The sequence below is a fragment of the Streptomyces sp. CB02959 genome (assembly GCF_002803155.1).
In the GTDB taxonomy this organism is placed as follows: Bacteria; Actinomycetota; Actinomycetes; order Streptomycetales; family Streptomycetaceae; genus Streptomyces.
Genome location: NZ_NNBP01000012.1, coordinates 72,695 through 96,961 on the forward strand (window position 1 = coordinate 72,695; position 24,267 = coordinate 96,961).

Sequence of the window (24,267 nt, forward strand, 5' to 3'; positions counted from 1 at the left end):
ACGCCTTCGCCGTGCTCACCCTGTTGTCCGGCCTGCTGGCCGGCGCGCGCCGGACGCAGCGCGTCATCCTCTTCGCGCTGGCCCTGTTGCCCGTCCTGATCGTGACGCTGGCCTCCGTGCCGGCACTGCTCGTCCTCCCGTTCCTCCGGGCGCGCGGCACCCACACGCACTCCCTCGTGCGGGAGCTGGCGGCCTGGATGCGCTCCCTGATGGTGTCGAGCCGCGGGCGGTGAGCTCGCCGTCGGCAGTGGAGGATGCGGCACCCCCGTGGTCTCGCCCGCCCCTCCTCGCCGCGCGTGCTCTCAGCCCACCTGAACGCAGTCGCCTCTGCGGGTCTCGGTGCGTTCGCCCGGGGCGAGGATCAGGTCGGCGGGCGGCGGGGAGTGGTCGCTTTCCGTGATGATGGTGATGGGGTGGTCGGTGTCGTTGATGACGAGGGTGAGGGTGCCGTCGGCAGCGTGGAAGAGGGGGTAGGTGCCGGTCGGGTTGATGTATGTCGTGCTGCCGATGGTGAGGAATCCGCTGGCCGGGGAGGGGTGGGCCGGGGCGGCCGGGGTCCTGGACGTGGTCCTGGCGGTGGCTTTGGCGAGCGGGGTCAGGAGTCGGTTGATGTGGCGCATGGCGATCCTCCGGCGCTTCGGGGGTTGGCGGGATGACCAACCTTTCGTCACTCAGCGTAGTTGGAGGGGATGTGTTCGTCAGCGGCGCGCGGGAGTGAAGTGGGGGGCGTGCGGGGCACAGTGCGCGCCGCTCGACGACTGTGCGGCGCGGCTCCTCAGCGGACGGCAGCGGTCCGGGCCTGAGCAGTCGGCCGCGGCCCCGTCCTGAGCGTTCCTCCCCCGTCCGCAGCAGTCCGCAGCGAGTCAGCGCTCCTCGGCGCTCCTCACCGGTCCGCAATCGGCGTCCGGTCGCCACCGGGCAGCCAGCGCCGCCCGCCCGCCTGCCCGCCCACGCGCCCCCACCCGCCCCCGATCAGTCGTCGAGCGGCAGTGCCAGATCGCGTACGTGGCCGGCGAGGAGGAGGACGGCGGCGTCGACGGCGGCCTGGGGGTCCTGGGCGCGGATGGCGTCGGTGAGGCGGGAGTGCGGGTCGGCGGGAGCGGCGTCGGCGGTGTCGAGGCAGGCGGCCCGGCGGAGTTCCTCGCGCAGGGCGGCGCTGAGGGAGCGGTAGATGTCGGCGAGCACGGGGTTGGCGCTGGCCTCGGCGACCAGGACGTGGAACTCGGCGTCGGCGGCGGTGAACGCCTCGCTGTCGTGGCGCGCGAGGGCGGCCTTGCGGCGGTCCAGGGCCGCCTCGATGCCGGCGAGCTGTTCGTCGGTGCGGTGCTTGGCGGCCTGGCGGGCGGCGACCACGTCGAGCCCCTGGCGTACCTGGGTGACGTGGCTGAGCTCGGCGCGTTCCAGGCGGCGGCGGAGGGCGACCGCGCTGTCGTCGTCGGAGATCACGAAGGTGCCGTCGCCCTGCCGGGGTTCGAGGAGACCGGAGTGGACGAGTGAGCGGACCGCCTCGCGGACCGAGGCGCGGCTGACGCCGAGGGCCTCGGAGAGGGCGCTCTCGGGTGGGATGCGGCTGCCCACGGGCCAGGTTCCGTTGACGATCTGACCGCGGATCTCGTCGGTCGCGGACTCCACGAGCGACACCCGGCCCTTGCGGACGGTCTGCACTCGATCACTCCCCTTCTCGGCAGGACGGACATCGTCGGGCGGCGCAGGAGGCGGACGGGTCCGGCACGGGCGGCGCGGGGGGTGTGCGGCGCGGGTCCCGTGGTGCGGGACTCCGGACGCGTGTCACCCGGGGCGGCGGCCGGCGGCGGAGCGTCCGATCCCGGTCGCCTGATGTCCGACGACTCCTCGTAAGGGTAATGCGGGGCCGCGGCCCACTCCGGCCCGGAGGTGCGGTGCGGGCGCGCGGGGAACCGGGGTGCGGCGGGCGGACGTGATGAGGAGAGGAGGAGAGGGAGAAGGGGGGAGGAGGGGGAGGAACGGAAGGGGGAGAGGGGGAGTCGGAGGTGTGGGGCGCGGCAAGGGGCTCAGGGGGCGCCGTCGTGGGGTGTGCGGCATTCGGCGTTTGGTGTTCCGAACAAGATCGGGTCAAGTCCGGTGTGTGGGTCGGGCGGCCCGGACATACTGACGGCCGTGCGCCCGTGCTCGGGGGCGCCGGGCGCGGGGCCGGCCCGCAGTCAGCGACCCAGGGGGTGGTTCGTCGGTGTCGTCCACATCGTCCTTGACGCCGGTTTCCCCGGTGCCGTCCGTGGAACCGGCGCCGGCCGACCGCCCCGCGCCGGGGGCCCGCCCCGGCGCGCGCCGGCGCACCGCCTGGGCCGAGGGCCTGGACCAGCTGCGGGCGGCGGCCACGACCGAGCCGGGGCGGCTGCGCGCGCTCGGCGCGGTGCTGGCGCTGCTGGTCCTGGTGTTCGGGGCGGCCACCGCCTGGCAGGTGACGAACCGGTCCGCGGCCGCCGACGACGTCGTACTGCGCAGCCAGCCGCTGACCGCGGACGCGGCGAGCATCTTCCGGTCGCTGGCGGACGCCGACACCACGGCGGCCGGCGGGTTCCTGGCGGGCGGCACGGAGTCCGCGGCGACCCGGAAGCGGTACGAGGCGGACCTCGCGATGGCGTCGCAGCTGCTGGTCAGGGCGGCGGCGAACGCGCGGGTGCCGGGCGCGGAGGGCGGGGCGGCGGATCGGGCCGGGGAGCAGATCGCCCGGCTGAACCAGCTGCTGCCGCGGTACACCGGGCTGATCGAGACGGCCCGGACCAACAACCGGCAGGGACTGCCGCTGGGCGGCGCCTATCTGCGGTACGCGAACGCGCAGATGCGGACGGAACTCCTCCCGGCGGCCCAGGCGTTGTACGAGGCGGAGACGCAGCGGCTGGCCGCCGACCAGGCCCGGGCCACGGCGTGGCCGTGGTTGGCGCTGGTCGCGGGGGTGGGTGCCCTGGGGGCGCTGGTGTGGGCGCAGCGCCGGCACTACCTGCGCACCAACCGGGTGTTCAACCGCGGTCTGCTGGCGGCGACGGTGGCCTCGGTGGCGGTGCTGCTGTGGCTGGTGGCCGGGCACACGGTGGCGCGGGCCGGGCTGATCGACGCCTACGAGCACGGCACCCGGTCGTTGCAGGCGCTGAACACCGCGCGGATCGACGCCCTGCGGGCGCGGGCCGACGAGAATCTGACGCTGGTGGCGCGCGGAGCGGTGCTGACGCCGGATCAGAAGGATTTCTACGAGGTCGACTTCCAGGCGAAGATGGGGCATCTGGCGGGCGCGGCCGGCACGGGGGCGGGAGCCGCCTCCGGTGAGCTGGGGAAGGCGCTGGCGCTGGTGGAGGACGAGGCGGGGCGGCGGCCGGTGCGGGACGCGGTGGCGGCGGTCGGCGAGTGGCGGACGCGGCACGCCGCGGCGCGGGCGGCGGACGACAAGGGTGACTACGACCGGGCGTTGGCGCAGGTGATCGGTGGCGGCGGCTCCACGGGAGCGTCGTTCGACCGGGTGGACACCGGGCTGGGCCGGGCGTTGGTGCACGAGCAGGCGCGGTTCCGGACGACGGCGGACGGTGGGCGCGCGGGGTTCCGCCTGCTGGCGGTGGGCGCCGGGGTGCTGGCGTTCCTGGCGGCGACGGCCGCGGTGCTGGGTGTCGGGCGCAGGCTGTCGGAGTACCGGTGAGGGGGTCTGGGGTGCGGGTGGTGCGCGGGCGGGGGCTGCGGGATCTGCGGGCCGTGCTGGCGCCGGTCGCGGCGGGCATGGCCGTGATGGCGGCGGCCGCGACGGTGCTGGTGCCCGCGCTGGGGCGCGGTGCGCACCCGGAGGTGTCCGGGCCGGTGGCGGTGCACCGGGCGTACGGGCCGGGCACGGCGCCCGCGACGGCGGCGGGGGCGCACTGCACGCCGGGCACCGCGGCGGAGAGCCTGCGGCCGTCGCCGGCCGACGGGCCGGCGGTGGAACGGATCAAGCAGAAGGGCCAACTGGTCGTCGGGGTGGACCAGAACACGTACCGGTGGGGGTACCGGGACCGGGACACGGGCGCGTTGGAGGGCTTCGACATCGATCTGGCGCGGGCGATCGCCAAGGACATCCTGGGGCCGGACGCCAAGGTCGTGTTCCAGGCGGTGCCCACCAACCAGCGGATCCCGGCGGTGCAGCAGCGCACGGTGGACATGGTGGTGCGGACGATGACGATCAACTGTGAGCGCAAGGAGAAGGTGGCGTTCTCGACGGCGTACTTCCAGGCGGGCCAGCAGGTGCTGGCGCCGAAGACGTCGCCGATCACGGCGTTCGACGACTCGCTGCGTGGCAGGCGGGTGTGCACCGCGGACGGTTCGACGGGGCAGGCGGAGCTGACCCGGAGCAGTCACGGCGCGCGGGTGCTGACCGCGCCCAGCCAGCTGGACTGCCTGGTGCGGCTCCAGTTGGGCGAGGCGGACGCGGTGGTCACCGACAGTGCGCTGGCGGCGGCGCAGGCGGCGCAGGACCCGACGGTGGAGTTGAAGGGCAAGCCGTTCACGGACGAGTCGTACGGCGTGGCGATGAACAAGGACGACCCGGATCTGGTGCGCCGGGTCAACAAGGTCCTGGACGACTACCGCAGCGGCGGCGACGACAGCCCGTGGATGCGGGCGTACCGGAAGTGGCTGAAGGCCGATCTGCCGGGCATATCGGGGCCGCCGGCGCCCGAGTACGCCGACTGAGGGCGGCCCGGGCGTGGTCGGGTGCCCCACGGAGCGTCCGATGGGGTCACTATGGAGGGGCTGGAGCGGGGGAAGAGGAGCCGAAAGGCCGGCGAGCGAGCCGGGCGCACCAACCGCCGTGCACGGTACGCGTATTGGAGAGGTGATCGATGGGGGTCCCTGGACCCTTCCCCGGCTCGGCGGGGAGGCCCGATGCCCCGGTCCTGGACCGGGAGGAGGCGGACCGTGCGCTGGCGCGCCTAGGCGCCGAGTACGAGGCGATCGAGGGTTCGCTGCTCGCGTTGCAGGACCACGCCGGCCGCCGGCTCCTGGAGGGCGCCGAACTGTCGGGCGTCACCAAGGAGCGCTGGGGCGAGACGGAGCGGTCCCTCGCGGTGCTGTGGTCGCTGTTCGACGCGTATACGGAGGTGCTGACGGCGGCCCGGGAGGTGCGGGCGCGGCGGCGCTGGCCGTCCGCGGAGGATCTGGCGGAGCTGTCGGAGGTGCTGCGGGGCGGTGCGGCGCCGGTGGCGGCCGGGGCGGGTGACGGCGGGCGGATCGGGCTGGAGGAGCTGGTCGGCCGGTTGACCGGGCTGTACGCGCGGTCGCTGGACGTCATCGTGGCGGCGGACGCGGTGTGGTCGGCGCTGCCGGCCCGGATAGACCTGCTGGCCGAAGAGCTGCGGCGGACGCGGTCGTTGGCGCATTCGGTGGGGGTGCGTCCCGGGGAGCATCCGGCGGGCGACGATCTGGAGCGGATCACGGACGAGCTGGCGCGGCTGCGGGCCCAGGTGATCGCGGATCCGCTGGCGTTCTGGGTGTCGTCGGGGGCGGGGAGTACGGCGCCGGGCGGCGGCCGTCCGGACACCGTCCGGTACGACCGGGCGGCGCGGGCGCTGGAGGACATCCGGCGTGAGGTGGCGGCGGTGCTGGACGTGCGGCAGGACGCGGAGCGGCGGCTGATGCTGCTGCGCGACGTGTTGTCGCGGGCGGACCGGACGTTGACCGAGGCGCGGCAGGCGCGCGGTGAGGTGCTGGCGAAGATCGCCGCGTCGGAGGTGCCGGCGGTCAGCGGCCCGTCGACGGTGCTGCACGAGCAGTTGGCGGCGGCCGCGGAGTACCGCCGCCGGGCACAGTGGCACCGGTTGTCGCCGCTGCTGGACAGCCTGGAGGAGCGGGCCGAGGACGAACTGCAGCGGGCCCGGGAGTCGTTGACGGCGGTGACCGCGCCGCTGGCGGTGCGGGCCGAGTTGCGGGGCCGGCTGGACGCGTACCGGGCGCGGGTGACGCGGCACGGCCTGTCGGCGGATCCGCTGCTGGTGGAGCGGTACGACCTGGCGCGCCGGATGCTGTGGAGCGCGCCGTGCGATCTGCGGGCGGCCGAGCAGGCGGTGTGGCGCTATCAGGACGCGGCGGCGGAGGCCATCGTTCCGGAGCCGCGGGACGGCAGGGGGGAGCCGTGACGGAACGGGACGGGGGACGGTGCCAGCGGCGGGAGTGCGCGGGGCACTACGAGGACGTCGGCGGCGGTGAACTGTACTGCGAGGTCTGCGGGCTGGCGCCGGTGGTGTCCGCCGAGGGGCTGCTGTCGGCGACCCCGACGGTGCTGACGCAGCGGGTGGACGCCGGGGGTGCGACGGTCGCCGCGCCGCCGCCGTCCGGGGGCCGGGCGCGGCGGACGGCCGGAACGCATGTGCCGGTGCGGTCGGCGGGGGCCGGGAGCGGGTCGGGCGACCGGACGCCGCCGGTGGTGCGCGGCGCCGGGAGCGGACACCCGGATTCGGGGTCGGGGGGCGGTTCCGGGGCCTCGCGCGGGCGGCTGGGCGCGGGGCTGGTGACGGTGCCGCAGGTGCCGCGGCGCGATCCGCTGGCGGCAGTGCTGGCGGATCCGGAGGTGCCGGAGCGGAAGCGGTTCTGCAGCCGCGGGGAGTGCGGGTCGCCGGTGGGGCGGGGCCGGGACGGCCGGCCGGGCACGGCGGAGGGCTTCTGCACCAAGTGCGGCCATCCGTACAGTTTCGTACCCAAGTTGCGGTCCGGGGACCTGGTGCACGACCAGTACGAGGTCGCGGGGTGCCTGGCGCACGGCGGGCTGGGCTGGATCTATCTGGCGCGGGACCGGGCGGTCGACGACCGGTGGGTGGTGCTCAAGGGCCTGCTGGACACCGGTGACGAGGAGGCGCTGGCGGCGGCGGTGTCCGAGCGGCGGTTCCTGGCGGCGATCGAGCACCCCAACATCGTGCGGATCTACAACTTCGTGGAGCACCTGGACCGTTCGACGGGCAGCCGGGACGGCTACATCGTCATGGAGTACGTCGGCGGCACGTCCTTGAAGGACCTCGCCAACGAGCGGCGCACGCCCCGGGGGCGGCGCGATCCGATGCCGGTGGAGCAGGCGTGCGCGTACGGCATCGAGGCGCTGGAGGCCCTCGGGCACCTGCACAGCCGGCAGTTGCTGTACTGCGACTTCAAGGTCGACAACGCCATTCAGCAGCACGACCGGCTGAAGCTGATCGACCTGGGTGCGGTGCGGCGGACGGACGACCACGAGAGCCCCCTCTACGGCACGATCGGCTACCAGGCGCCGGAGGTCGGCGAGGTGGGCCCCTCGGTCGCCTCCGACCTGTACACCGTCGGCCGTACCCTCGCCGTCCTCACCTTCGACTTCCAGGGCTACACCAACGTCTTCGCGGACTCCCTGCCGGACCCGGACCACATCGAGGTGTTCCGCGCCTACGAGTCGTTCTACCGGCTGCTGGTGCGGGCCACCGACCCGGATCCGGGGCGCCGTTTCGGGTCGGCGGAGGAGATGGCCGAGCAGTTGACGGGCGTACTGCGGGAGGTGGTGGCGCTCCGGACGGGTGAGCCGCGGCCGGCGTTGTCGACCCTGTTCGGCCCCGAACTGCGGGTGGTGGGCACGGAGCTGCTGCCGCCGCCGGCCGGGGACGGTTCGCTGCTGAGGGCCCGCCGGACCGGTCGGCGGCGCGCCGTGCGGGCGGCGGCGGAGGATCCGGGGCGGGCGCCGCGGCTGCGGCCCCTCGACGTGGCCCGGGCGGCGCTGGCGCTGCCGGTGCCGCGGGCCGATCCGGACGACCCCAACGCCGGGTTCCTGGCCGGTCTGCACGCCGCGACCCCGGCGGAGCTGCTGGCTGCCCTGCGGGCGGCGCCGACGGACTCGCCGGAGGTCCGGCTGCGGTCCCTGCGCGCCCAACTGGAGCTGGGCGAGGGCGCGGCGGACCCGCCGGCCGACGGCCCGTGGGGCGCCACCGGGACGCCCGCCCCGGACGGGACCGGGTCCGGGGACTGGCGGGCGGTGTGGCACCGCGGTCTTGCGGCGCTGGCGACCGGCGACCGGGGGGGCGCCGCGCTGGCCTTCGACGCGGTCTACGACGCCTTTCCGGGTGAACCGGCGCCCAAGCTGGCCCTGGGCATCAGCGCCGAACTGCTGGGGCAGTTGGACAACGCCGCGGAGTACTACCGCCTCGTATGGGCGACCGACCGCGGCTACGTCAGTGCCGCGTTCGGGCTGGCCCGGGTGCGGCTGGCGGCCGGTGACCGGGCGGGTGCGGTGGCGGCGCTGGAGTCCGTGCCGGAGGCGTCCATCCACTACACGGCGGCCCGGATCGCGGCGGTCCGGGCCCGGTTGCGGCAGCGCTCGCCCCGGGAGCCGCTGCTGCCGGACCTGCGGGCCGCCGCCCAACAGGTCGAGGCGCTGGCCGACTTCGGTCTGGACGACCGGCGCCGGGAACTCCTCGCCACCGAAGTACTGGGCAGTGCCCTGGACTGGGTACTCTCCGGGAGCCACGGCGACGGGCCCGCGGCCGGCACCCCGGATGACGGGGGATCGGACGGCACGGCCGGGCCGGCGGCTGCACGCCAGCGGCCGGCACTGCTCGGCAGTCCGTTGGACGAACGCGGTCTGCGGTTCGGGCTGGAGCGTTCGTACCGCCTGCTGGCGCGGCTCGCGCAGCGTGGCGAGGAAAGGATCGAACTGGTGGAACGGGCCAACCGCTTCCGCCCCAGGACATGGGTGTGACATGGGTGTGACTGGGCCGTCCCGGTGCCGGAGCTGCGGCGAGCCGCTCGACGCGGGGGACAACTACTGCGGGCGGTGCGGCGCCGATCCCCTGGCGTCGGGCGGGTACGACGTGCCCGCGGGAGACGGGGCACCGCCGACCGCGGCGCAGGCGGCGGGGCCGGTGGCGCAGGCGGGTCCGCCGCCGCCCGACCCCACGACCCGCCTCCCGTACGCGGAGCACGGGGATGCCGCGGCGGCGCCGACCGCTGCCGCCGGGCGGCCGGCCGACCCGCGGGTGGTCGGCTACGAGGCGGTGGCCGACGCCGCCGCCGGAGCCGGGGCGCGAGCCGAAGCGGACGTTGCGGCGGCGGTCCCGGACAAGGTCGGTGCCGGGGCCGAAGCGGAGCGCGCGGCGGAGACCGGGGCGGAGGTCGGGGCGGCCGTCGCGTCGGGGCCCGAAGCCGCCGAGGGGGCGTCAAGCGGAGTGGCCGACGGCCCGGTTGCCGGGCCCGGCGCCGGGCCCGCGGCGGCGGGAACCGGAACCGCGCCGAAGGCCCCGGCCCGGCCGGCCCGCGACCACCTGGAGCAGGAGCTGGCGGGCGGCGCGGCGGTCAGTGACCGCGGCCACCGGCACCACCGCAACGAGGACTTCTTCGCGCTCGCCGACACCGCGCTGCCGGACGGCTCGCCCGCGGTGATCGCGGTGGTCTGCGACGGGGTCTCCTCGGCGACCCGGCCGGACGACGCGTCCAAGGCCGCCGCCGAGCGGGCCGCCGTGGCGCTGCGGATGGCGCTGCCGCGCGGTACGCACCCTCAGCAGGCCGTGCACGACGCGGTGATGGCGGCCTCGGGGGCGGTCGACGCGCTGGCCGCCGACCCGTCGATAGCGCACGACGAGTACCGCCAGCAGAACGCCCCGGCCTGCACCTTCGTCGGCGCGGTGGTCGGCGGCGGCCTGCTGACCATCGGCTGGGTCGGCGACAGCCGGGCGTACTGGATCCCCGACGACCGCACCGCGCCGCCGGTCCGGCTCACCGAGGACGACTCCTGGGCCGCCCAGATGGTCGCCAACAACCTGATGACGGAGGCCGAGGCCAACGCCGACGAGCGGGCGCACGCCATCACCGGCTGGCTGGGCGCGGACGCGTACGAGGTCGAGCCGCACATCGCGGCGTTCCGGCCGGACGGGCCGGGGACCGTGGTGGTGTGCACGGACGGGCTGTGGAACTACGCCGAGTCGGCCCAGGCGCTGGCCGCCGTGCTGCCCCTGGACGCGCCGCGCCGGCCGCTGAACGCGGCGCGGGTGCTGGTCGACCACGCCCTGGACGGCGGGGGGCACGACAACGTAACGGTCGCGGTGGTGCCGTTCCCGGCGCCCGCGGAAGGGGCAGGAGCGGCCTGAGCACCTCGGAACCGCACGCGCCGGACCCGGCCCCCACCCACCGGGCCGTCCGCCCGCCGGTGGACCGGCCGGCCGGCGGCGGCCGCAAGGAGCGGACGTAACCCATGGCCAACTTCGCCAAGTCGCGGGTGCCGCGCTTCACCGTCGAGGTGCACCACAACCCCTTCCTCCCCCAGGGCGGGCGGACCCTGCACGCCGTGGTCGCGGTCACCGCGACCGGGGGCGGCTCGACCGGCGGACGGCCGGTGCCCGGGCCGCGGCCGGACCCGGCGGTCCCGGCGGCGGCCGAGGGCGCGCCCGGGGCCGCCGGGGCCCTCGGCCCGGACGCCGGGGTGGTGCTGCGGGTGCGGACCCCGCTGGGCGCCGAGGTCGGTTTCCTGCGGCAAGTGGCGCCCACCGCCGAAGACCTGACCGACCGGCGAAGAGCGTCGGGGCCGCGCTCGGGCGACTACCCGACCGGCCCCTGGGGCGACGAGTCCCGCGACTACCACCTCCTCCTCCGCGTCCCGGACCCCGGACTCGGCCGGGAGATGCTCGCCGCCCGGATCACGGTGCTGCTGCCCGCACCGGACGGCGCCGCGCCCCGCGTCGTGGCGCAGGCCCTGGTCCGGGCCGCATGGACGGACGATCCGGTCGCGGCGTTACGAATCGACGCACAGGTCGCACACCACACGGGACGGTCCGAACTGGCGCAAGTCATCCAGCGGGGACTGGATGCGGCCAAGTGGGGAGATGCCGGCCGTGCCGTGGCGGAGCTGCGCCGTGCGACGTCGCTGGCCGGGGCCCCGGGGAACGGGGACACTGCGAAACTCCTTGCGAAGGTGGTGGGCGACGTCGATCCCGCGACCGGTACTGTGCGACAGGCGGCGAAGGCGGCCGAGGCCGAACGGGAGAGCTCCCGGACGGCTCCCGGCCCCCGCTCTCCGTCCGAAGAAACAGCAATGAACGAGCACGATCAGCTCTGACCGGTACCACCCGGAAGAAACGGTACGGAGGGGGAAGAACCGACATGCCGACCTGCCCGAGCGGCCACCAGTCGGTGGCCGAAGACTGGTGCGAGGTGTGCGGCCAGCGCATGGCGGGCGCCGTCCCCCCGCCACCCTCTCTGCCCGCTGGATTCCTGAACACGGCGCCGCCCGCCGAGCCGACCGGCCACGCCGGCCCGCCGCCGGGTCAGCCCGGCCCGCCGCCGCCCGGCCAGCCCGGCCCCGGCTCGATGGGCCAGCCCGGACCGCCGCCCGGCATGGGCGGCCCCGGCGCGCCCGCACCCGGCCCCGCCCCCCAGGGCGGCTACGGCTTCCCGCCGCCGCAGGCCCCGTTCGAGCAGCCGGCCCCGTTCGAGCAGCAGCCGCAGCAGCCGGGCCCGCCGCCCGGTATGCCCGGCCCCGGCGGCCAACCGCCGCAGGGCGGCTACGGCTTCCCGCCCCCGGCCCCCGGCCCGGGCGGTCCCGGCACCCCGCCGCACGGCGCCCCGGCCCCCGTGCCCGGCCCCGAGCAGTCCACGGAGTTCTGCCCGCAGTGCCGTACGCCGCGTGAGGGCATGGCGCCGTTCTGCTCCGAGTGCCATTACAACTTCCTGACCAACTCGCCGGCGTCGTTCGCGCCGCCGCCCGGTGCCCCGATGCCCGGCGGCCAACCGCCGCAGGGCGGCTACGGCTTCCCGCCCCCGGCTCCCGGCCCCGGCGGTCCGGGCGGTCCCGGCGCCCCGATGCCCGGCGGCCAACCGCCGCAGGGCGGCCAGGGCGGTTACGGCTTCCCGCCGCCGCAGGCACCGTTCGAGCAGCCCGCCCCGTACGAGCAGCCGGCCCCGTTCGAGCAGCAGCCGCAGCAGCCGGGCCCGCCGCCCGGTATGCCCGGCCCCGGCGGCTTCCCGGGTCAGCCCGGCCCGCCTCCCGGCATGCCCGGCCCCGGTCCGGCCGGCCAGCCCGGCCCGCCGCCGCCCCCGCAACAGGGCGGTGACGACTGGCCGCTGAGCCCGCCGCACCAGCAGCACCCGGGGAACCCCGCCCCGCCGATGGCACCGCCGCAGCCCGGACCCGGCCCGCAGGCCCCGTTCGAGCAGCAGCCGCCGGCCCCGTTCCCGCCGCAGCAGCAGGGCTTCGAGCAGCCGGCCCCGTACGAGCAGCCGCAGCATGGCTTCGAGCGGCCGCAGCCGGGACCCGACGGCCAGTGGCCCGGTGGGCCCGGCCAGGCTCCGGCCGCGCCGCCGCAGGGTCCGCCGCCGGTGGTCGGCGACGGCTGGGTGGTGGCCATCGCACCGGACCGCGAGTACTTCATGGCGATGATGGGCCGCAGCGGCCCGGAGGCGGCGGGGCTCAACCTGCCCTCGTACTCCCCCGAGCAGGTGCTGCCGCTCGCCAACGGCCAGATCTCGGTGGGCCGGCGCCGCAACAGCACCGGAGAGTCCCCGGACGTCGACCTGGGCCGGACCCCGGAGGACCCGGGCGTCTCGCACCAGCACGCGCTGCTCGTCCAGCAGCAGGACGGCAGCTGGGCCGTGGTGGACCAGAACTCCACCAACGGCACCACGGTCAACCTCGCCGAGGAGCCGATCCAGCCGTACGTCCCGGTGCCGCTGCACGAGGGCGACCGGGTGCACGTCGGCGCCTGGACGACGCTGACCGTCCGCCGCGGCTGACCGCGGCGGCACGCGCGAACACCTCAACTCCGGGGCGTGATCGACCGATCGCGCCCCGGAGTCGTGCCCGGCGGCGATCGTCCTAAGTCCGGAGTCCTCGGTCGGGACGTCTGCCACCATGGACCGGTGAACAACATTCCGCACGGCACGCTTCAGGAGCAGACCTTCTACGAGCAGGTCGGTGGCGAGGACACCTTCCGCCGTCTGGTGCGCCGCTTCTACGAGGGGGTCGCCGAGGACCCGCTGCTGCGGCCGATGTACCCCGAAGAGGACCTGGGACCGGCCGAGGAGCGCCTCGTCCTCTTCCTCATGCAGTACTGGGGCGGCCCCCGCACCTACAGCGAGAACCGCGGCCACCCCCGGCTGCGGATGCGGCACGCCCCGTTCACCGTCGACCGGGCCGCGCACGACGCCTGGCTGCGGCACATGCGGGACGCCGTGGACTCCGTCGGGCTCGCCGAGGAACACCGGGCGCAGCTGTGGGACTACCTCACGTACGCGGCCGCGTCCATGGTCAACACCGCGGGCTGAGAGAACGGTCACACCGACCGGAAGCCGCGCTTCCCCGTCACGATCCGGTCAAGACCCCCCGCAACCCCTCACCCGGCGCCGCCGCCCTCTGAAAACATCCACGGCATCCGATCACCCTTTCGGATATGCCACGTTTTCGGGTGCTGAGAGCCACCGGCGCACCCCGGCCGGGGCCTGAGCCGCACCGGGGGGATCCGTGTCCGGCTTCATCGTGCTGCGGGTGCGCGCGCACCGCGTACTGCTGGCCGCCGCCCTGCTCACGGTGCTGCTGACCGCCACCGTCCTGGCCACCCTCGCCGCCTTCTCCGACGCGGTCGGCGACGCCGGACTGCGGCAGGCCCTGCGGTCCGGTCCGCAAGATCCCCACTCCGTACGGACGGCGGACACCTCGGCCGCGGCCGGCGCCGCCCTCCAGATCAAGGCCCAACTCCCTTCCTCCGGACGGCAGTCCGCCGACCAGGCGGTGGAACGGGGCGCCCGGCGGGCCTTCGACGGCCTCCCGTTCACCGTCCGCACGCTGACCCGCTCCGGGCCGTACGCGCTGCCGCGCGCCTTCCGGCCGCCGGCCGGGGCCGGGGCCGGGCGGACGACGGGCGCGACGGGCGACGCGGAGCCCGACCTCACCCACCTCGCGGTCCTCGACCGCAGCCGGATCACCCTCACCGCCGGCCACTGGCCCGGAGAGGCCGCGCACGGCCGGCTCCCGGTGGCGCTGCCCGAGGCCGCCGCCGCCCGGCTCGGCCTCCGCCCCGGCCGGCGGCTCACCCTCGACAACCGGCTGCCCGGCGCTGCCCGCCTCGCCATCGAGGTCACCGGCGTCTACCGCCCCAAGGACCGCACCGACCCGTACTGGAAGCTCGACGAACTCGGCGGACGCGGGGTGCGCACCGTCGGCTTCACCACCTACGGGCCGCTGCTGGCCGGGCCGGGGGCGTTCCGGGCCGGCGGGCCGCTGGTGCAGGACTCGGTGGCCTGGCTGGCCACCGCCGACTTCCGCACCCTGACCGCGGACCGGCTGCCCGCGCTGGCCGCCGCCGCCCGCCCGGCGGCGCGGGCGCTGATGGCCGACCCGGCGTTCCACGGCCAGGTCACCGCCACCACCGAACTCCCCGACGTCACGGCGAAGTTGCAGCGGTCGCTGCTGGTCAACCGGTCCACCGTGCTGATCGTCGCGCTCCAGCTCCTGCTGCTGGCCGGGTACGCACTGCTGCTGGTCGCCCGGATGCTGAGCGCCGAGCGGACCGGCGAACGGACCGTGCTGCGGGCCCGCGGCGCCTCCCGCCGGCGGCTCGCCGGCCTGGCCCTCGCCGAGGCGCTGCTGCTGCTGGCGCTGCCGGCCGCGGTCCTCGCCCCCCTGCCGGCCGGGCCGCTGCTGCGGCTGCTGGCGAGCGGCGGCGCGGCGGGCCGGACCGGACCGCCGCCGGACGCCGCCCTCACCGGCGGCACCTGGCTGACCGGCGCGGTGGTGGCGCTGGGCTGCGCCGTCACGGTCGCCGCGCCCGCTGTGCTGCGGTCCGGAGCGGACGGCCCGTCAGGACGGGGGCGGGCACTGCCCGGCGCGGTCCGGGCCGGCGCCGACCTGGCGCTCCTGGTGGTCGCCGGGGTGGCGTACTGGCAGCTGTGGCGGCGGACCGGCGGTGACGGCGGCGGGGTGCTCACCCAGGACGGCGCCGGCCGGTTGGGCATCGACCCGGTGCTGGTGGCCGCCCCGGCGCTGGCGCTGCTCGCCGGCACGGTACTGACGCTGCGGCTGCTGCCGCCCACCGCCCGGCTCGCCGAACGGGCCGCGGCCCGCGGCCGGGGACTGGCCGTGGCGCTGGCCGGCTGGCAGATCAGCCGCCGCTCCTCGGCGGGCTCTCCGCCGCGTTCGGGCGGCGGGGTCGCCCACCGCGTCACCGACCCGGTGCTGCTGCTGGTGCTGGCCACCGCGCTGGGCATGCTGGCGATCGGTCAGCGCGCCTCGTGGGACCGCTCGCAGGACGACCAGGCGGACTTCCGCGCGGCCGCCGCGGTGCGCGTACTGAGCGGCCGGACACCGCAGTTGGGGCAGGGCGGCGGTTACGCGGCCGTCCCCGGGGTGGCCGCGGCGGTGCCCGTCGGGCACGCCGCCCTGAACCTGCCGGACGGCCACGCCGCGTCCCTGCTGGCCCTGGACACCCGGCGGGCGGCGGGTTCCCTGCTGCTCCGCGGCGACCTGGCGGGCGGCGCCGCCGACGGTCCGGCGGGCGCCCGCGCCACCGACGCGATGCTGCGGGCGGCGGCACCCCCGGCCGGCGCCCCCGCCGGCATCGAACTCCCGCCGGACACCGTGCGGTTGACGTTCACCGCGACCCTGGCGTCGCTCCGGACCCTGCCGACGCCCACCGACCGCCCGGCCGACGGCGGCGCCCTCGGCCCCGCCCGGCCCGACACCGGCCCGGTGCCCGCGACCGTCTCCGTCGTCGTCACCGACGCCCACGGCAGCCCGCACAGCCTGCCGCTCGACGAGTTCCCGGCCGACGGCCGGCCGCACACCGGCACCGTCGACCTCGCCGCCGCGGCCGGCGCCCCGGTCGGCCGGCCGGCCGGTCCGCTGCGGCTGTCCGGCCTCGTCCTCGACCTGGACCAGCCGCCGGTCCCGCACCGCCAACGGCTGACCCTGGACGCCGCGCGGGCGGTCACCGGCGACGGCGCCGCCCACCGCCTCACCGCCCCGCGCGGCGCGGCCTGGACCGGGCGGATCGCCGACCAGAGCAGTTCCACCGGCCGCCCCGGCGGCCCCCGGGCGTTCCCGACCGCGATCCCCGGCGGCGGGCTGCTGACGCAGACCTACGACACCGGCGCCCGGCAGGACGAGTGGACCGCCGCGGTCACCACCGTGCGGATCACCGCCGCACACCCCGCCCGCCCACCGCTGGCGGCCGTCGCCACCGACGCGTTCCTGCGAGCCAGCGGCTCCCGGATCGGCGCGGTCGTCGACCTCACCGTCAACGGGCAGGCGCTGAAGGCCAGGATCGCGAAGGCGGTCCGCGCGCTGCCCGGCCCGGCGGACGAACCGACCGGCTCCGGCGGGCTGCTGGTCGACTTCGGCGCGGTCAACGAGGCCCTGTCCGACCTCGGCGCCACCCCGCTGGAAGCCGCCGAGTGGTGGCTGCGCACCCGACCCGGCACCACCGCGGCGGTGGCATCCGCGCTGCGGGCCCGCCCCGACCTCGACCCCGGCCAGGTGCTGGTCCGCGACGAGATCGCCCGGGAGCTGCACGACGACCCGTTGGGCCGCGGCCCGCAGACCGCGCTGGCCGCCGCCGCGGCGGTCGCGGTGGCCCTGGCGGCGACCGGTTTCGCGGTCGGCGCGGCCGGTTCGGTCCGCGGACGGGCCCGGGAGTTCGCCGTACTGCGGGCCCTCGGCGCGCCCCGCCCCCAGCTGGCCCGGATGATCGCCGCCGAACAGGGCGTCCTGATCGCGCTGGCGCTGGCCGTCGGCACGGCCCTGGGGGCGGTGCTGACCCGGGCGGTCGTCCCGCTGGTGGTCCTGACGCAGGAGGCGGGCCGCCCGGTGCCGCCGGTGCTGGTGGAGCTGCCGACCGGCCAGGTCGGCGGGCTGCTCGCGGCGGTGGCGGCGGTCCCGCTGCTGGTCGTGGCGGCCGTCGGGCTGCGCCGCGGCGACCCGGTACGGGCCCTGCGCGCCCAAGGGGAGCGCTGAGATGACCGAGCCGACCAAGGTGGGATGACGATGCCGAAGGGAACCACGCTCTCCGGCGGCCCGCTGGTCCGGCTGCGCGCCGCTCTCCCCGCCGCGCTGCACATCGTCCGGGCGGGGGAGGCCCCGACGGCCGCGCTGGCCCTGGGCGCGCTGATGCTGATCACCGCGTTCCTCGCGGCGGCGTTCCCGCGCGGGGTGGACGCCTACGAGACCCGCGGCGTCCGGGCCGCGCTGAGCGACGTCCCGCCCGACCAGCGGACGGTGCAGATCACCGCGGGCCGCACCGACACCACCCCGCACAGCCACACCCCCGCCGTACTGGACCGCCAGGACGCGGCGCTGCGGAGCCAGTTCACCGCCCCGCTGCGGATCTCCCCCGCCGACGCCGCGCACGGCGTGCGCACCACCGCCCCACTGCCCTCCCACGACCCCGGGCTGGCCCGCCCCGACGGCGTCGATCCCCGTTTCTCGCTGTACGCGGTCTCCGGCCTGGCCCGGCACACCGCCGTCGCCCAGGGCCGCCTCCCGCGCCCCGCCGCGCCCGGGTCGCCCACCCGGGAAGCCGCGATCACCGTCGCCACCGCCCGCGCCCTCCACCTGCGCCCCGGCAGCCCGCTCCATGTCGGCGGGCTGGCCCTGCGGATCTCCGGGCTGCTCACCCCGCACGCCCCGGAGGGCCCGTACTGGGCGGTGGACCCGTTGGTGACGACCCCCGCCCTGGTAGCCGAGGGCACCCCGCCGCAGAAACTGTGGCAGGCCGGACTGCTGCTCGCCCCCGAGGACGGGCCGGCGCTGCTGTCCACCAAGGGGCAGCCGGAGCGGTTCTGGCGCTACCCGCTGGACACCGGCGCGCTGACCGCCGGGGACGCCCCGCTGCTCCAGGACCGGGTGCGGTCCCTCCAGCGCGGCCCGGGCCTGGCGCGGCTGCGCGGGGTGGTGGGCCCCGGCGGGCTGGCGGACAGCGCGGTGGACGGCCTGCTGGACGGCTTCGCGCGGACCCGGGACGCGGTCGCACCAGTCGTCGCGGTGGCGGCGTGCGGCATCGGCACCGTCGCCGGCGTCGTCGTCCTCATGACCGGGGGGCTGGCGGCCGCCCGCCGCCACCGGGAACTGGCGCTGCTGCGGGCCCGGGGCGCGTCACTGCCCGGGCTGGTCGGGCGGTTGGCGGCGGAGACCGCGACGGTGGCGCTGCCCGCGGCCGGCGCCGGCTACGCCCTGGCCGTCGTCCTCGTCCCCGGCGAACGGCTGCTGACCCCGCTGCTCGCCGCGGCCGCGGTCGGACTGCTCGGCACCCTCGCGCTGCCCCTGCGGGCCGCCGCCGCACACCGAAGGACGCGCCCCGACGTCCGCGCGGACCTGGTGGGCGGCCGCCCCTCCCGGCGCCGCACGGTCGTCGAACTCACCGTGCTGGTCCTGGCGGTGGCCGCGGTGCTGGCCCTGCGCCGCCGCGGTACCGGCTCCGGGGGCGTGGACGTCCTGGTCAGCGCGGCCCCCGTACTGGTCGCGGTGATCGCCGCGCTGCTCCTGATGCGGCTGTACCCGCTGCCGCTGCGGCTCGCGGCCCGGCCCGCCGCCCGCACCCGGGGACTGTCCGGCTTCCTGGCCCTGGCCCGGGCCGGCCGCGCCCCGGCCGCCGGACTGCCGCTGCTCGCCCTCCTCGTGGCGCTGACCACCGCATCGTTCGGCGGCTCGGTGCTCGCCGGGGTCGCCGACGCACGCGACCGGGCCGCGCTGGCCGCGGTCGGCGCGGACGCCCGCCTCACCGCCGACAAACCGCTCCCCCGGGCCCTGCTGTCGTCCCTCACCGCCGTCCCCGGCGTCCAGGACGCGGTCCCGCTGCGCCTGAGCACCCAGCCCGCCGACGACAACGGCCCGCCCCTCTACCTCGTCATCGCCGACGCCGACGCCTACGCCCGGCTCGCCCGCGCCACCGGCCTGGGCGCCTTCGACGCCACCGAGCTGGCCGACCCCGGCGGCGACCACCCCCTGCCCGCCCTGGTCTCCGCCGGGGTCCGCACCCGTTTCGGGGACGCACCGATGGTGCTGCAACCGGAGTTCGGCCAGCTCGTCGTCCGCCCCGCCCTGGTACGCCGCGACACCCCCGCCCAGCCCGGCGGCGACTTCGTCGTGGTCGACGCCCGCGGCGTGGCCCGGCTCCACCCCGACACCTACGCCGACCCCGCCACCGGCCCCTCCGTCGTCCTCCTGGCCGGCCGCTCTCTCGACCCCACCGCGCTCCGCGGCACCATCCGGACCCACACCCCCGCCGCCCTCCCCACCCGCCTCGCCCTGCGCTCCACCACCCGCGCGCAGTACGCCGACTCCCCCCTCCAGCAAGGCGCCGAACGCCTCTACACCGCCGCGGTCGCCGCCGGTGCCGGCTTCGCCCTGCTGGCCCTGCTCCTCTCCCTCCTCCAGACCGCCCCGGAACGCGCCCGGCTCCTCACCGGCCTCCGCGCCATCGGCCTGCCGGCGGCCCAGGGCCGCCGCCTCCTCGTCCTCGAAGCCCTGCCCCAGGCCCTGCTCGCCGCCCTCGGCGGCACCCTCACCGGCGCCGCCACCCTCCGCCTGCTCGGCCCCGGCACCGACCTCACCCCGCTCGCCCTCCCCACCACCTCCGGCCCCACGGGAACCGCGCCCGTCCCCCTCCACCCCGACCCCGCGTCCCTCCTCCTCCCCGCCACCGCCGTCCTCCTCCTCTCCCTCGCCACGGCCCTCCTCCAGTCCCTCATCGGCCAACGCCGAACGCAGCACACCGAACGACGAAAGGAAGCCCCGACACGAAAGGAAGCCCCGAACTGACACCGACAGGCCACGACGCCCGCCATCCCCCACCCACCCCAACTGCCGCAGCTGCCACAACCGTTCAGCCATTACGGCAACGGGCGACCCCACGACCACCGGAGCCACCCCCATGACGACCCACCCCGACGACACCCCGCCGCCGTCACCACCGCCGTCACCGCCCCCGCCGCCCTCCCTCACCGACCTGGAGCGCCGCGCCGCCGCCCGCCGCGCCCGCCCCGCCTACGGGCACGACGCGCTGATCGCCTGCGACCGCCTGGTCCGCGTCTTCACCACCGACGGCGTGGAGGTGCAGGCCCTCCAGGGACTCGATCTCCTCGTCACCGAGGGCGAGTTGCTGGCTCTGGTGGGCGCGTCCGGAAGCGGCAAGTCCACCTTGATGAACATCCTGGCCGGGCTCGACATCCCGACCGCCGGCGCGGCCCGCGTCGCCGGCCGCGACCTCCTCACGATGGACGCCCGCACCCGCCTGGACTACCGCCGCAACGTCGTCGGCTTCGTCTGGCAACAGACCACCCGCAACCTGCTCCCCTACCTCACCGCCCTGCAGAACGTCGCCCTGCCCATGCAGCTGCGCGGCGGCCGCCGCCGCGCCGAACGCACCAAGGCGGCCCAGGAACTGCTGTCCCTGCTCTCCCTCACCCACTGCCGCGACCGGCGCCCCCACCAGCTCTCCGGCGGCGAGGCCCAACGCACCGCCATCGCCGTGGCGTTGGCCAACACCCCGGCCGTCCTGCTCGCCGACGAGCCGACCGGCGAACTGGACTCGCACACCGCCGAGCAGGTCTTCGCCGCGTTCCGCACCGCCAACGAGGAGCTGGGCACCACGATCGTGATCGTCACCCACGACCAGAAGGTGGCCGACGAAGTCCGCCGCACGGTCGCCATCCGCGACGGCCGCACCTCCTCAGAAGTCCTCCGCCGCACGGAAGTCGACGCCACGACCGGCCAGGAATCCGTCGTGGCCCGCGAGTACGCCACCCTCGACCGCGCCGGCCGCCTCCAACTCCCCGCCGACTACACCACGCCCCTGGGCATGCGGGACCGCGTCCTCCTCCAACGGGAACCCGACCACATCGGCATCTGGCCGGACGCCCCACCGCCCCCACCCGCCTCCGGCCCACCCGGCGTTCGAGAACAGACCTCCGGCCCGACCGACGCCTGAGAACGGACCGCCGGCCGGTCCGGCACCTGAGGTCTCCACCTGTCCGGCGTTTGAGGACGAACCCGCAGAACGACAACGAGCCCGCCAGGCGAGGCCCCCAGGCAGACGGGGCCCCAGCCACCACCCCCTGAGCAGCCCTCGAAAACCCGGGCCCGCCAGGAACCCGTCAAACGGGCGTAACCGTGAGCCCCGACAGCCCGGCCAACCCCGCCGGCCCACCCGCCCGCACGGCAATCGACCCGTACGGCGTGCTCAGCCGCAGCCACCCCCCGGCAGCCAACAGCGCCGGTGCCGGCGCCCGCACCGAAGTCTCCGCACCCGCCGCACCGGCGGTGCCGGCCGTACCGGACACCGCGCCGCCCGCCCGGGAGGCGACGCCCGCCCGGGAGGGCGCACCCGCGCTCCCGGAGGCCGCCATCGCCCCGGCCCGCGCCCCGCGCAGGAACCCGAGCGCCTGCGCGGCATGCACCGCCCGCAACGGCAGCTCCGTATCGCCCAGCGTCCGCGACCAGATCTCCCGTCCGATCCGGTCCCGCTCGTCCCGGTTGCGCCGCTGCGGCGGCAGCGCCTCGTCCCGGGCGCGGAATTCGGCGACCGCGGCGGACACCGCGCGCAGCAGCGCCTCCGGGGACGGCAGCCCGGGCACCCGCGTCCAGCCGCCCCGCGGCGGCAGCACCCCGGCCCACGGCGGGCCGGTGACCGGGGCGGGCACGGTGACGCTGCCCGCCGCCTCCGAAATGCCTTCGAGGAGTTCCCCGGCGGAAACGGTCGCGTCCAGGCCGGGACCATGGGCATCGCCGTCGGCCGCCAGCCGCGCCGTACGGATCGCCAGCACCTCGAAGGACGGCGGGCGGCCGAAGACGGCCAGCACACCGCTCCCGGCCTGGAGCCGCACCGCCGCACCGCGGTCGTAGTGGATCAGCCGGGCGAGGAAGGCGGCGAGATCCGCCGCCTCCCCGGCGTCGGCCAACCGCAGCACCGTCATAGGGCGACGGCCCCTTCCTGATGCGCGGCGTCGTCCAGGTACTCCTTGAGGATCGCCTTCTCCTCCGCCGTGAGGCGGCGCGGCCGCCCCGCGGCGAAGTCGAACGGCACGACCACGGTCGCGGCCCGCAGGTAGACCGTGTCCTCGTCCTTGACCTCGTACCCCACCGTCATCGACGCGGCACTGATCTTCTGCACCCACAGTTCGACGGTCACCGGCTCGGGCCGGTGCACCAGCTGCCGCAGGTAGTCGATCTCGTGCCGGGCGACGACCGAACCGCCCGTGAACGACGGACTGCCGTCCCCCGGCGCCAGCCGGCGCATGAAGTCGATCCGCGCCTCTTCGAGGTAGCGGACGAACACCGCGTTGTTGACGTGGCCGAACGCGTCCATGTCCGACCAGCGCAGGGGGCAGGAGTAGAGGTGTCGCACGGCGGTCAGCCCCGAGTCAGCTTCTTGTACGTCGCACGGTGCGGACGAGCCGCGTCGGCGCCGAGCCGCTCGATCTTGTTCTTCTCGTACGACTCGAAGTTGCCCTCGAACCAGAACCACTTGGAGTTGCCCTCGTACGCCAGGATGTGCGTGGCGACGCGGTCCAGGAACCAGCGGTCGTGGGAGACGACCACGGCGCAGCCGGGGAACTCCAGCAGCGCGTTCTCCAGGGAGGACAGCGTCTCGACGTCGAGGTCGTTGGTCGGCTCGTCGAGGAGCAGCAGGTTGCCGCCCTGCTTGAGGGTGAGCGCCAGGTTGAGGCGGTTGCGCTCACCGCCGGAGAGCACCCCGGCCGGCTTCTGCTGGTCCGGGCCCTTGAAGCCGAACGCGGAGACGTAGGCCCGCGAGGGCATCTCGACGTGGCCGACGTTGATGTAGTCGAGCTCGTCGGAGACCACGGCCCACAGGGTCTTCTTGGGGTCGATGTTCTCGCGGCTCTGGTCGACGTAGGAGATCTTGACGGTCTCGCCGACCTTGATGTCGCCGGAGTCCGGGGTCTCCAGGCCCTGGATCATCTTGAACAGCGTGGTCTTGCCGGCGCCGTTCGGGCCGATGATGCCGACGATGCCGTTGCGCGGCAGGGTGAAGCTGAGGTCGTCGATGAGGACCTTCTCACCGAACGCCTTGTTGAGCTTGTCGACCTCGACGACGACGCTGCCCAGACGCGGGCCCGGCGGGATCTGGATCTCCTCGAAGTCCAGCTTCCGCATCCGGTCGGCCTCGGCGGCCATCTCCTCGTAACGCGCCAGACGGGCCTTGGACTTGGCCTGCCGCCCCTTGGCGTTGGAGCGGACCCACTCCAGCTCTTCCTTCAGGCGCTTGGCGCGCTTGGCGTCCTTCTGACCCTCGACCTTCAGACGGGTCTGCTTGGTCTCCAGGTACTTGGAGTAGTTGCCCTCGTAGCCGTGGAGGCGGCCGCGGTCGACCTCGCAGATCCAGCCGGCGACGTTGTCGAGGAAGTACCGGTCGTGGGTGACGGCGACGATGGTGCCGGGGTACTTCGCCAGGTGCTGCTCCAGCCACTGCACCGACTCGGCGTCGAGGTGGTTGGTGGGCTCGTCGAGGAGCAGCAGGTCGGGGGCTTCCAGCAGCAGCTTGCACAGCGCGACGCGGCGGCGCTCACCACCGGAGAGGTTGATGACCGGCCAGTCGCCGGGCGGGCAGCCCAGCGCGTCCATGGCCTGCTCCAGCTGGGTGTCGAGGTCCCAGGCGTTCGCGTGGTCCAGGTCCTCCTGGAGCTTGCCCATCTCCTCCATCAGCGCGTCGGAGTAGTCGGTCGCCATCAGCTCGGCGACCTCGTTGAAGCGCTTGAGCTTGTCCATGGTCTCGCGGGCGCCGTCCTGGACGTTCTCCAGGACCGTCTTGGACTCGTCGAGCGGCGGCTCCTGCATGAGCATGCCGACGGTGTAGCCAGGCGAGAGGAAGGCGTCGCCGTTCGACGGCTGCTCAAGACCGGCCATGATCTTCAGCAACGTGGACTTACCGGCGCCGTTGGGCCCCACGACACCGATCTTCGCGCCCGGCAGGAAGGACTGCGTCACGTCATCGAGGATGACCTTGTCGCCGTGCGCCTTGCGCGCCTTGCGCATCGTGTAGATGTACTCAGCCAAGAGAAACCGTCCGGCAGTTTGGATCTATCAGGTGGTCTGGGTGGCTCCGCCGCGTGGGCCGTGGTGCGGCGTGGCCGCGCGAGGGCAGATACACCCCATCTTGCCGTACGTCCATCCCCGGACGGAAACGGGTGCCGAGGGATGGACGACAAAGGCCCCGGAGCGGACACTCCGCTCCGGGGCCTTCGTGGTACGCGCCCGGTGACCACCGGTTCACGGTGCGCCGACGGCTCGCTCACCGATGGTCACGAGGTCTACTGCGACGGTGACGACCGTCC

17 protein-coding genes are annotated in these 24,267 nt (G+C 75.9%); 12 read left to right on the forward strand and 5 right to left on the reverse strand.

Annotated elements, in window-relative coordinates:
- Positions 1–11 precede the first annotated feature (11 nt).
- Positions 12–233: a hypothetical protein gene (locus tag CG747_RS20380; RefSeq protein ID WP_100603213.1), complete on the forward strand. Its 222-nt coding sequence runs from the start codon at positions 12–14 to the stop codon at positions 231–233.
- Between the two features lie 69 nt (positions 234–302).
- Here the strand turns inward: CG747_RS20380 and CG747_RS20385 are convergent, their stop codons facing one another.
- Both CG747_RS20385 and CG747_RS20390 read right to left on the reverse strand, forming a co-directional pair.
- On the reverse strand, positions 303–620 hold the full coding sequence (locus tag CG747_RS20385; RefSeq protein WP_100603214.1) for a hypothetical protein: 318 nt from the start codon (positions 618–620) through the stop codon (positions 303–305).
- A 352-nt stretch (positions 621–972) separates the two neighbouring features.
- Positions 973–1,665 (reverse strand): FadR/GntR family transcriptional regulator, encoded by a 693-nt coding sequence (locus CG747_RS20390; RefSeq protein ID WP_100603215.1) that lies wholly within the window; start codon positions 1,663–1,665, stop codon positions 973–975.
- 586 nt (positions 1,666–2,251) lie between these two features.
- Here CG747_RS20390 and CG747_RS20395 point away from each other — a divergent pair.
- The 11 genes from CG747_RS20395 to CG747_RS20445 all read left to right on the forward strand — a co-directional run bounded on the left by CG747_RS20395 (position 2,252) and on the right by CG747_RS20445 (position 20,903).
- Positions 2,252–3,664, forward strand: a complete 1,413-nt coding sequence (locus CG747_RS20395) for a hypothetical protein (protein WP_100603355.1) — start codon at positions 2,252–2,254, stop codon at positions 3,662–3,664.
- Between the two features lie 77 nt (positions 3,665–3,741).
- Complete coding sequence (locus tag CG747_RS20400) at positions 3,742–4,686, forward strand: glutamate ABC transporter substrate-binding protein (protein ID WP_257980574.1); 945 nt, start codon at positions 3,742–3,744, stop codon at positions 4,684–4,686.
- Positions 4,687–4,835: 149 nt separating this feature from the next.
- Positions 4,836–6,128: a hypothetical protein gene (locus CG747_RS20405; protein ID WP_100603216.1), complete on the forward strand. Its 1,293-nt coding sequence runs from the start codon at positions 4,836–4,838 to the stop codon at positions 6,126–6,128.
- Positions 6,125–8,698, forward strand: coding sequence for a serine/threonine-protein kinase (locus CG747_RS20410; RefSeq protein WP_100603217.1), 2,574 nt, complete (start codon positions 6,125–6,127; stop codon positions 8,696–8,698). Before CG747_RS20405 ends, CG747_RS20410 begins: the two co-directional genes overlap by 4 nt.
- Position 8,699: 1 nt before the next feature.
- Positions 8,700–10,082: a PP2C family serine/threonine-protein phosphatase gene (locus tag CG747_RS20415; protein WP_100603218.1), complete on the forward strand. Its 1,383-nt coding sequence runs from the start codon at positions 8,700–8,702 to the stop codon at positions 10,080–10,082.
- Between the two features lie 104 nt (positions 10,083–10,186).
- Positions 10,187–11,047 carry a hypothetical protein gene (locus CG747_RS20420; protein WP_100603219.1) on the forward strand — a complete coding sequence of 287 codons (861 nt, stop codon included), beginning with the start codon at positions 10,187–10,189 and terminating at the stop codon, positions 11,045–11,047.
- 44 nt (positions 11,048–11,091) lie between these two features.
- On the forward strand, positions 11,092–12,720 hold the full coding sequence (locus CG747_RS20425; RefSeq protein ID WP_100603220.1) for an FHA domain-containing protein: 1,629 nt from the start codon (positions 11,092–11,094) through the stop codon (positions 12,718–12,720).
- Between the two features lie 126 nt (positions 12,721–12,846).
- Positions 12,847–13,251 carry a globin gene (locus CG747_RS20430; RefSeq protein WP_100603221.1) on the forward strand — a complete coding sequence of 135 codons (405 nt, stop codon included), beginning with the start codon at positions 12,847–12,849 and terminating at the stop codon, positions 13,249–13,251.
- Between the two features lie 196 nt (positions 13,252–13,447).
- The gene (locus tag CG747_RS20435; RefSeq protein ID WP_100603222.1) at positions 13,448–16,933 is read left to right on the forward strand and encodes an ABC transporter permease; all 3,486 of its coding nucleotides are present in this window, start codon (positions 13,448–13,450) and stop codon (positions 16,931–16,933) included.
- A 30-nt stretch (positions 16,934–16,963) separates the two neighbouring features.
- Entirely contained in the window at positions 16,964–19,735 is a 2,772-nt protein-coding gene (locus CG747_RS20440) for an FtsX-like permease family protein (RefSeq protein ID WP_257980564.1), read from the forward strand.
- Between the two features lie 112 nt (positions 19,736–19,847).
- The gene (locus CG747_RS20445) at positions 19,848–20,903 is read left to right on the forward strand and encodes an ABC transporter ATP-binding protein (protein WP_180985619.1); all 1,056 of its coding nucleotides are present in this window, start codon (positions 19,848–19,850) and stop codon (positions 20,901–20,903) included.
- A 166-nt stretch (positions 20,904–21,069) separates the two neighbouring features.
- Here CG747_RS20445 and CG747_RS20450 read toward each other — a convergent pair whose 3' ends face one another.
- From CG747_RS20450 to ettA, 3 genes are read right to left on the reverse strand one after another with little or no spacing between them, the layout of a single operon-like run.
- Positions 21,070–21,888 (reverse strand): hypothetical protein, encoded by an 819-nt coding sequence (locus tag CG747_RS20450; RefSeq protein ID WP_100603223.1) that lies wholly within the window; start codon positions 21,886–21,888, stop codon positions 21,070–21,072.
- Complete coding sequence (locus CG747_RS20455) at positions 21,885–22,319, reverse strand: thioesterase family protein (RefSeq protein WP_100603224.1); 435 nt, start codon at positions 22,317–22,319, stop codon at positions 21,885–21,887. Before CG747_RS20455 ends, CG747_RS20450 begins: the two co-directional genes overlap by 4 nt.
- A gap of 5 nt (positions 22,320–22,324) precedes the next feature.
- Positions 22,325–23,989, reverse strand: a complete 1,665-nt coding sequence (ettA, locus tag CG747_RS20460) for an energy-dependent translational throttle protein EttA (protein ID WP_100603225.1) — start codon at positions 23,987–23,989, stop codon at positions 22,325–22,327.
- Between the last annotated feature and the right edge of the window lie 278 nt (positions 23,990–24,267).

Coding starts and splice junctions, on each gene's coding strand:
- CG747_RS20385 (WP_100603214.1), bottom strand. CDS start 620: ATGCGCCACATCAACCGACTCCTGACCCCGCTCGCCAAAGCCACCGCC.
- CG747_RS20400 (WP_257980574.1), top strand. CDS start 3,742: ATGGCCGTGATGGCGGCGGCCGCGACGGTGCTGGTGCCCGCGCTGGGG.
- CG747_RS20405 (WP_100603216.1), top strand. CDS start 4,836: ATGGGGGTCCCTGGACCCTTCCCCGGCTCGGCGGGGAGGCCCGATGCC.
- CG747_RS20415 (WP_100603218.1), top strand. CDS start 8,700: ATGGGTGTGACTGGGCCGTCCCGGTGCCGGAGCTGCGGCGAGCCGCTC.
- CG747_RS20420 (WP_100603219.1), top strand. CDS start 10,187: ATGGCCAACTTCGCCAAGTCGCGGGTGCCGCGCTTCACCGTCGAGGTG.
- CG747_RS20425 (WP_100603220.1), top strand. CDS start 11,092: ATGCCGACCTGCCCGAGCGGCCACCAGTCGGTGGCCGAAGACTGGTGC.
- CG747_RS20440 (WP_257980564.1), top strand. CDS start 16,964: ATGCCGAAGGGAACCACGCTCTCCGGCGGCCCGCTGGTCCGGCTGCGC.
- CG747_RS20445 (WP_180985619.1), top strand. CDS start 19,848: ATGACGACCCACCCCGACGACACCCCGCCGCCGTCACCACCGCCGTCA.
- CG747_RS20450 (WP_100603223.1), bottom strand. CDS start 21,888: ATGACGGTGCTGCGGTTGGCCGACGCCGGGGAGGCGGCGGATCTCGCC.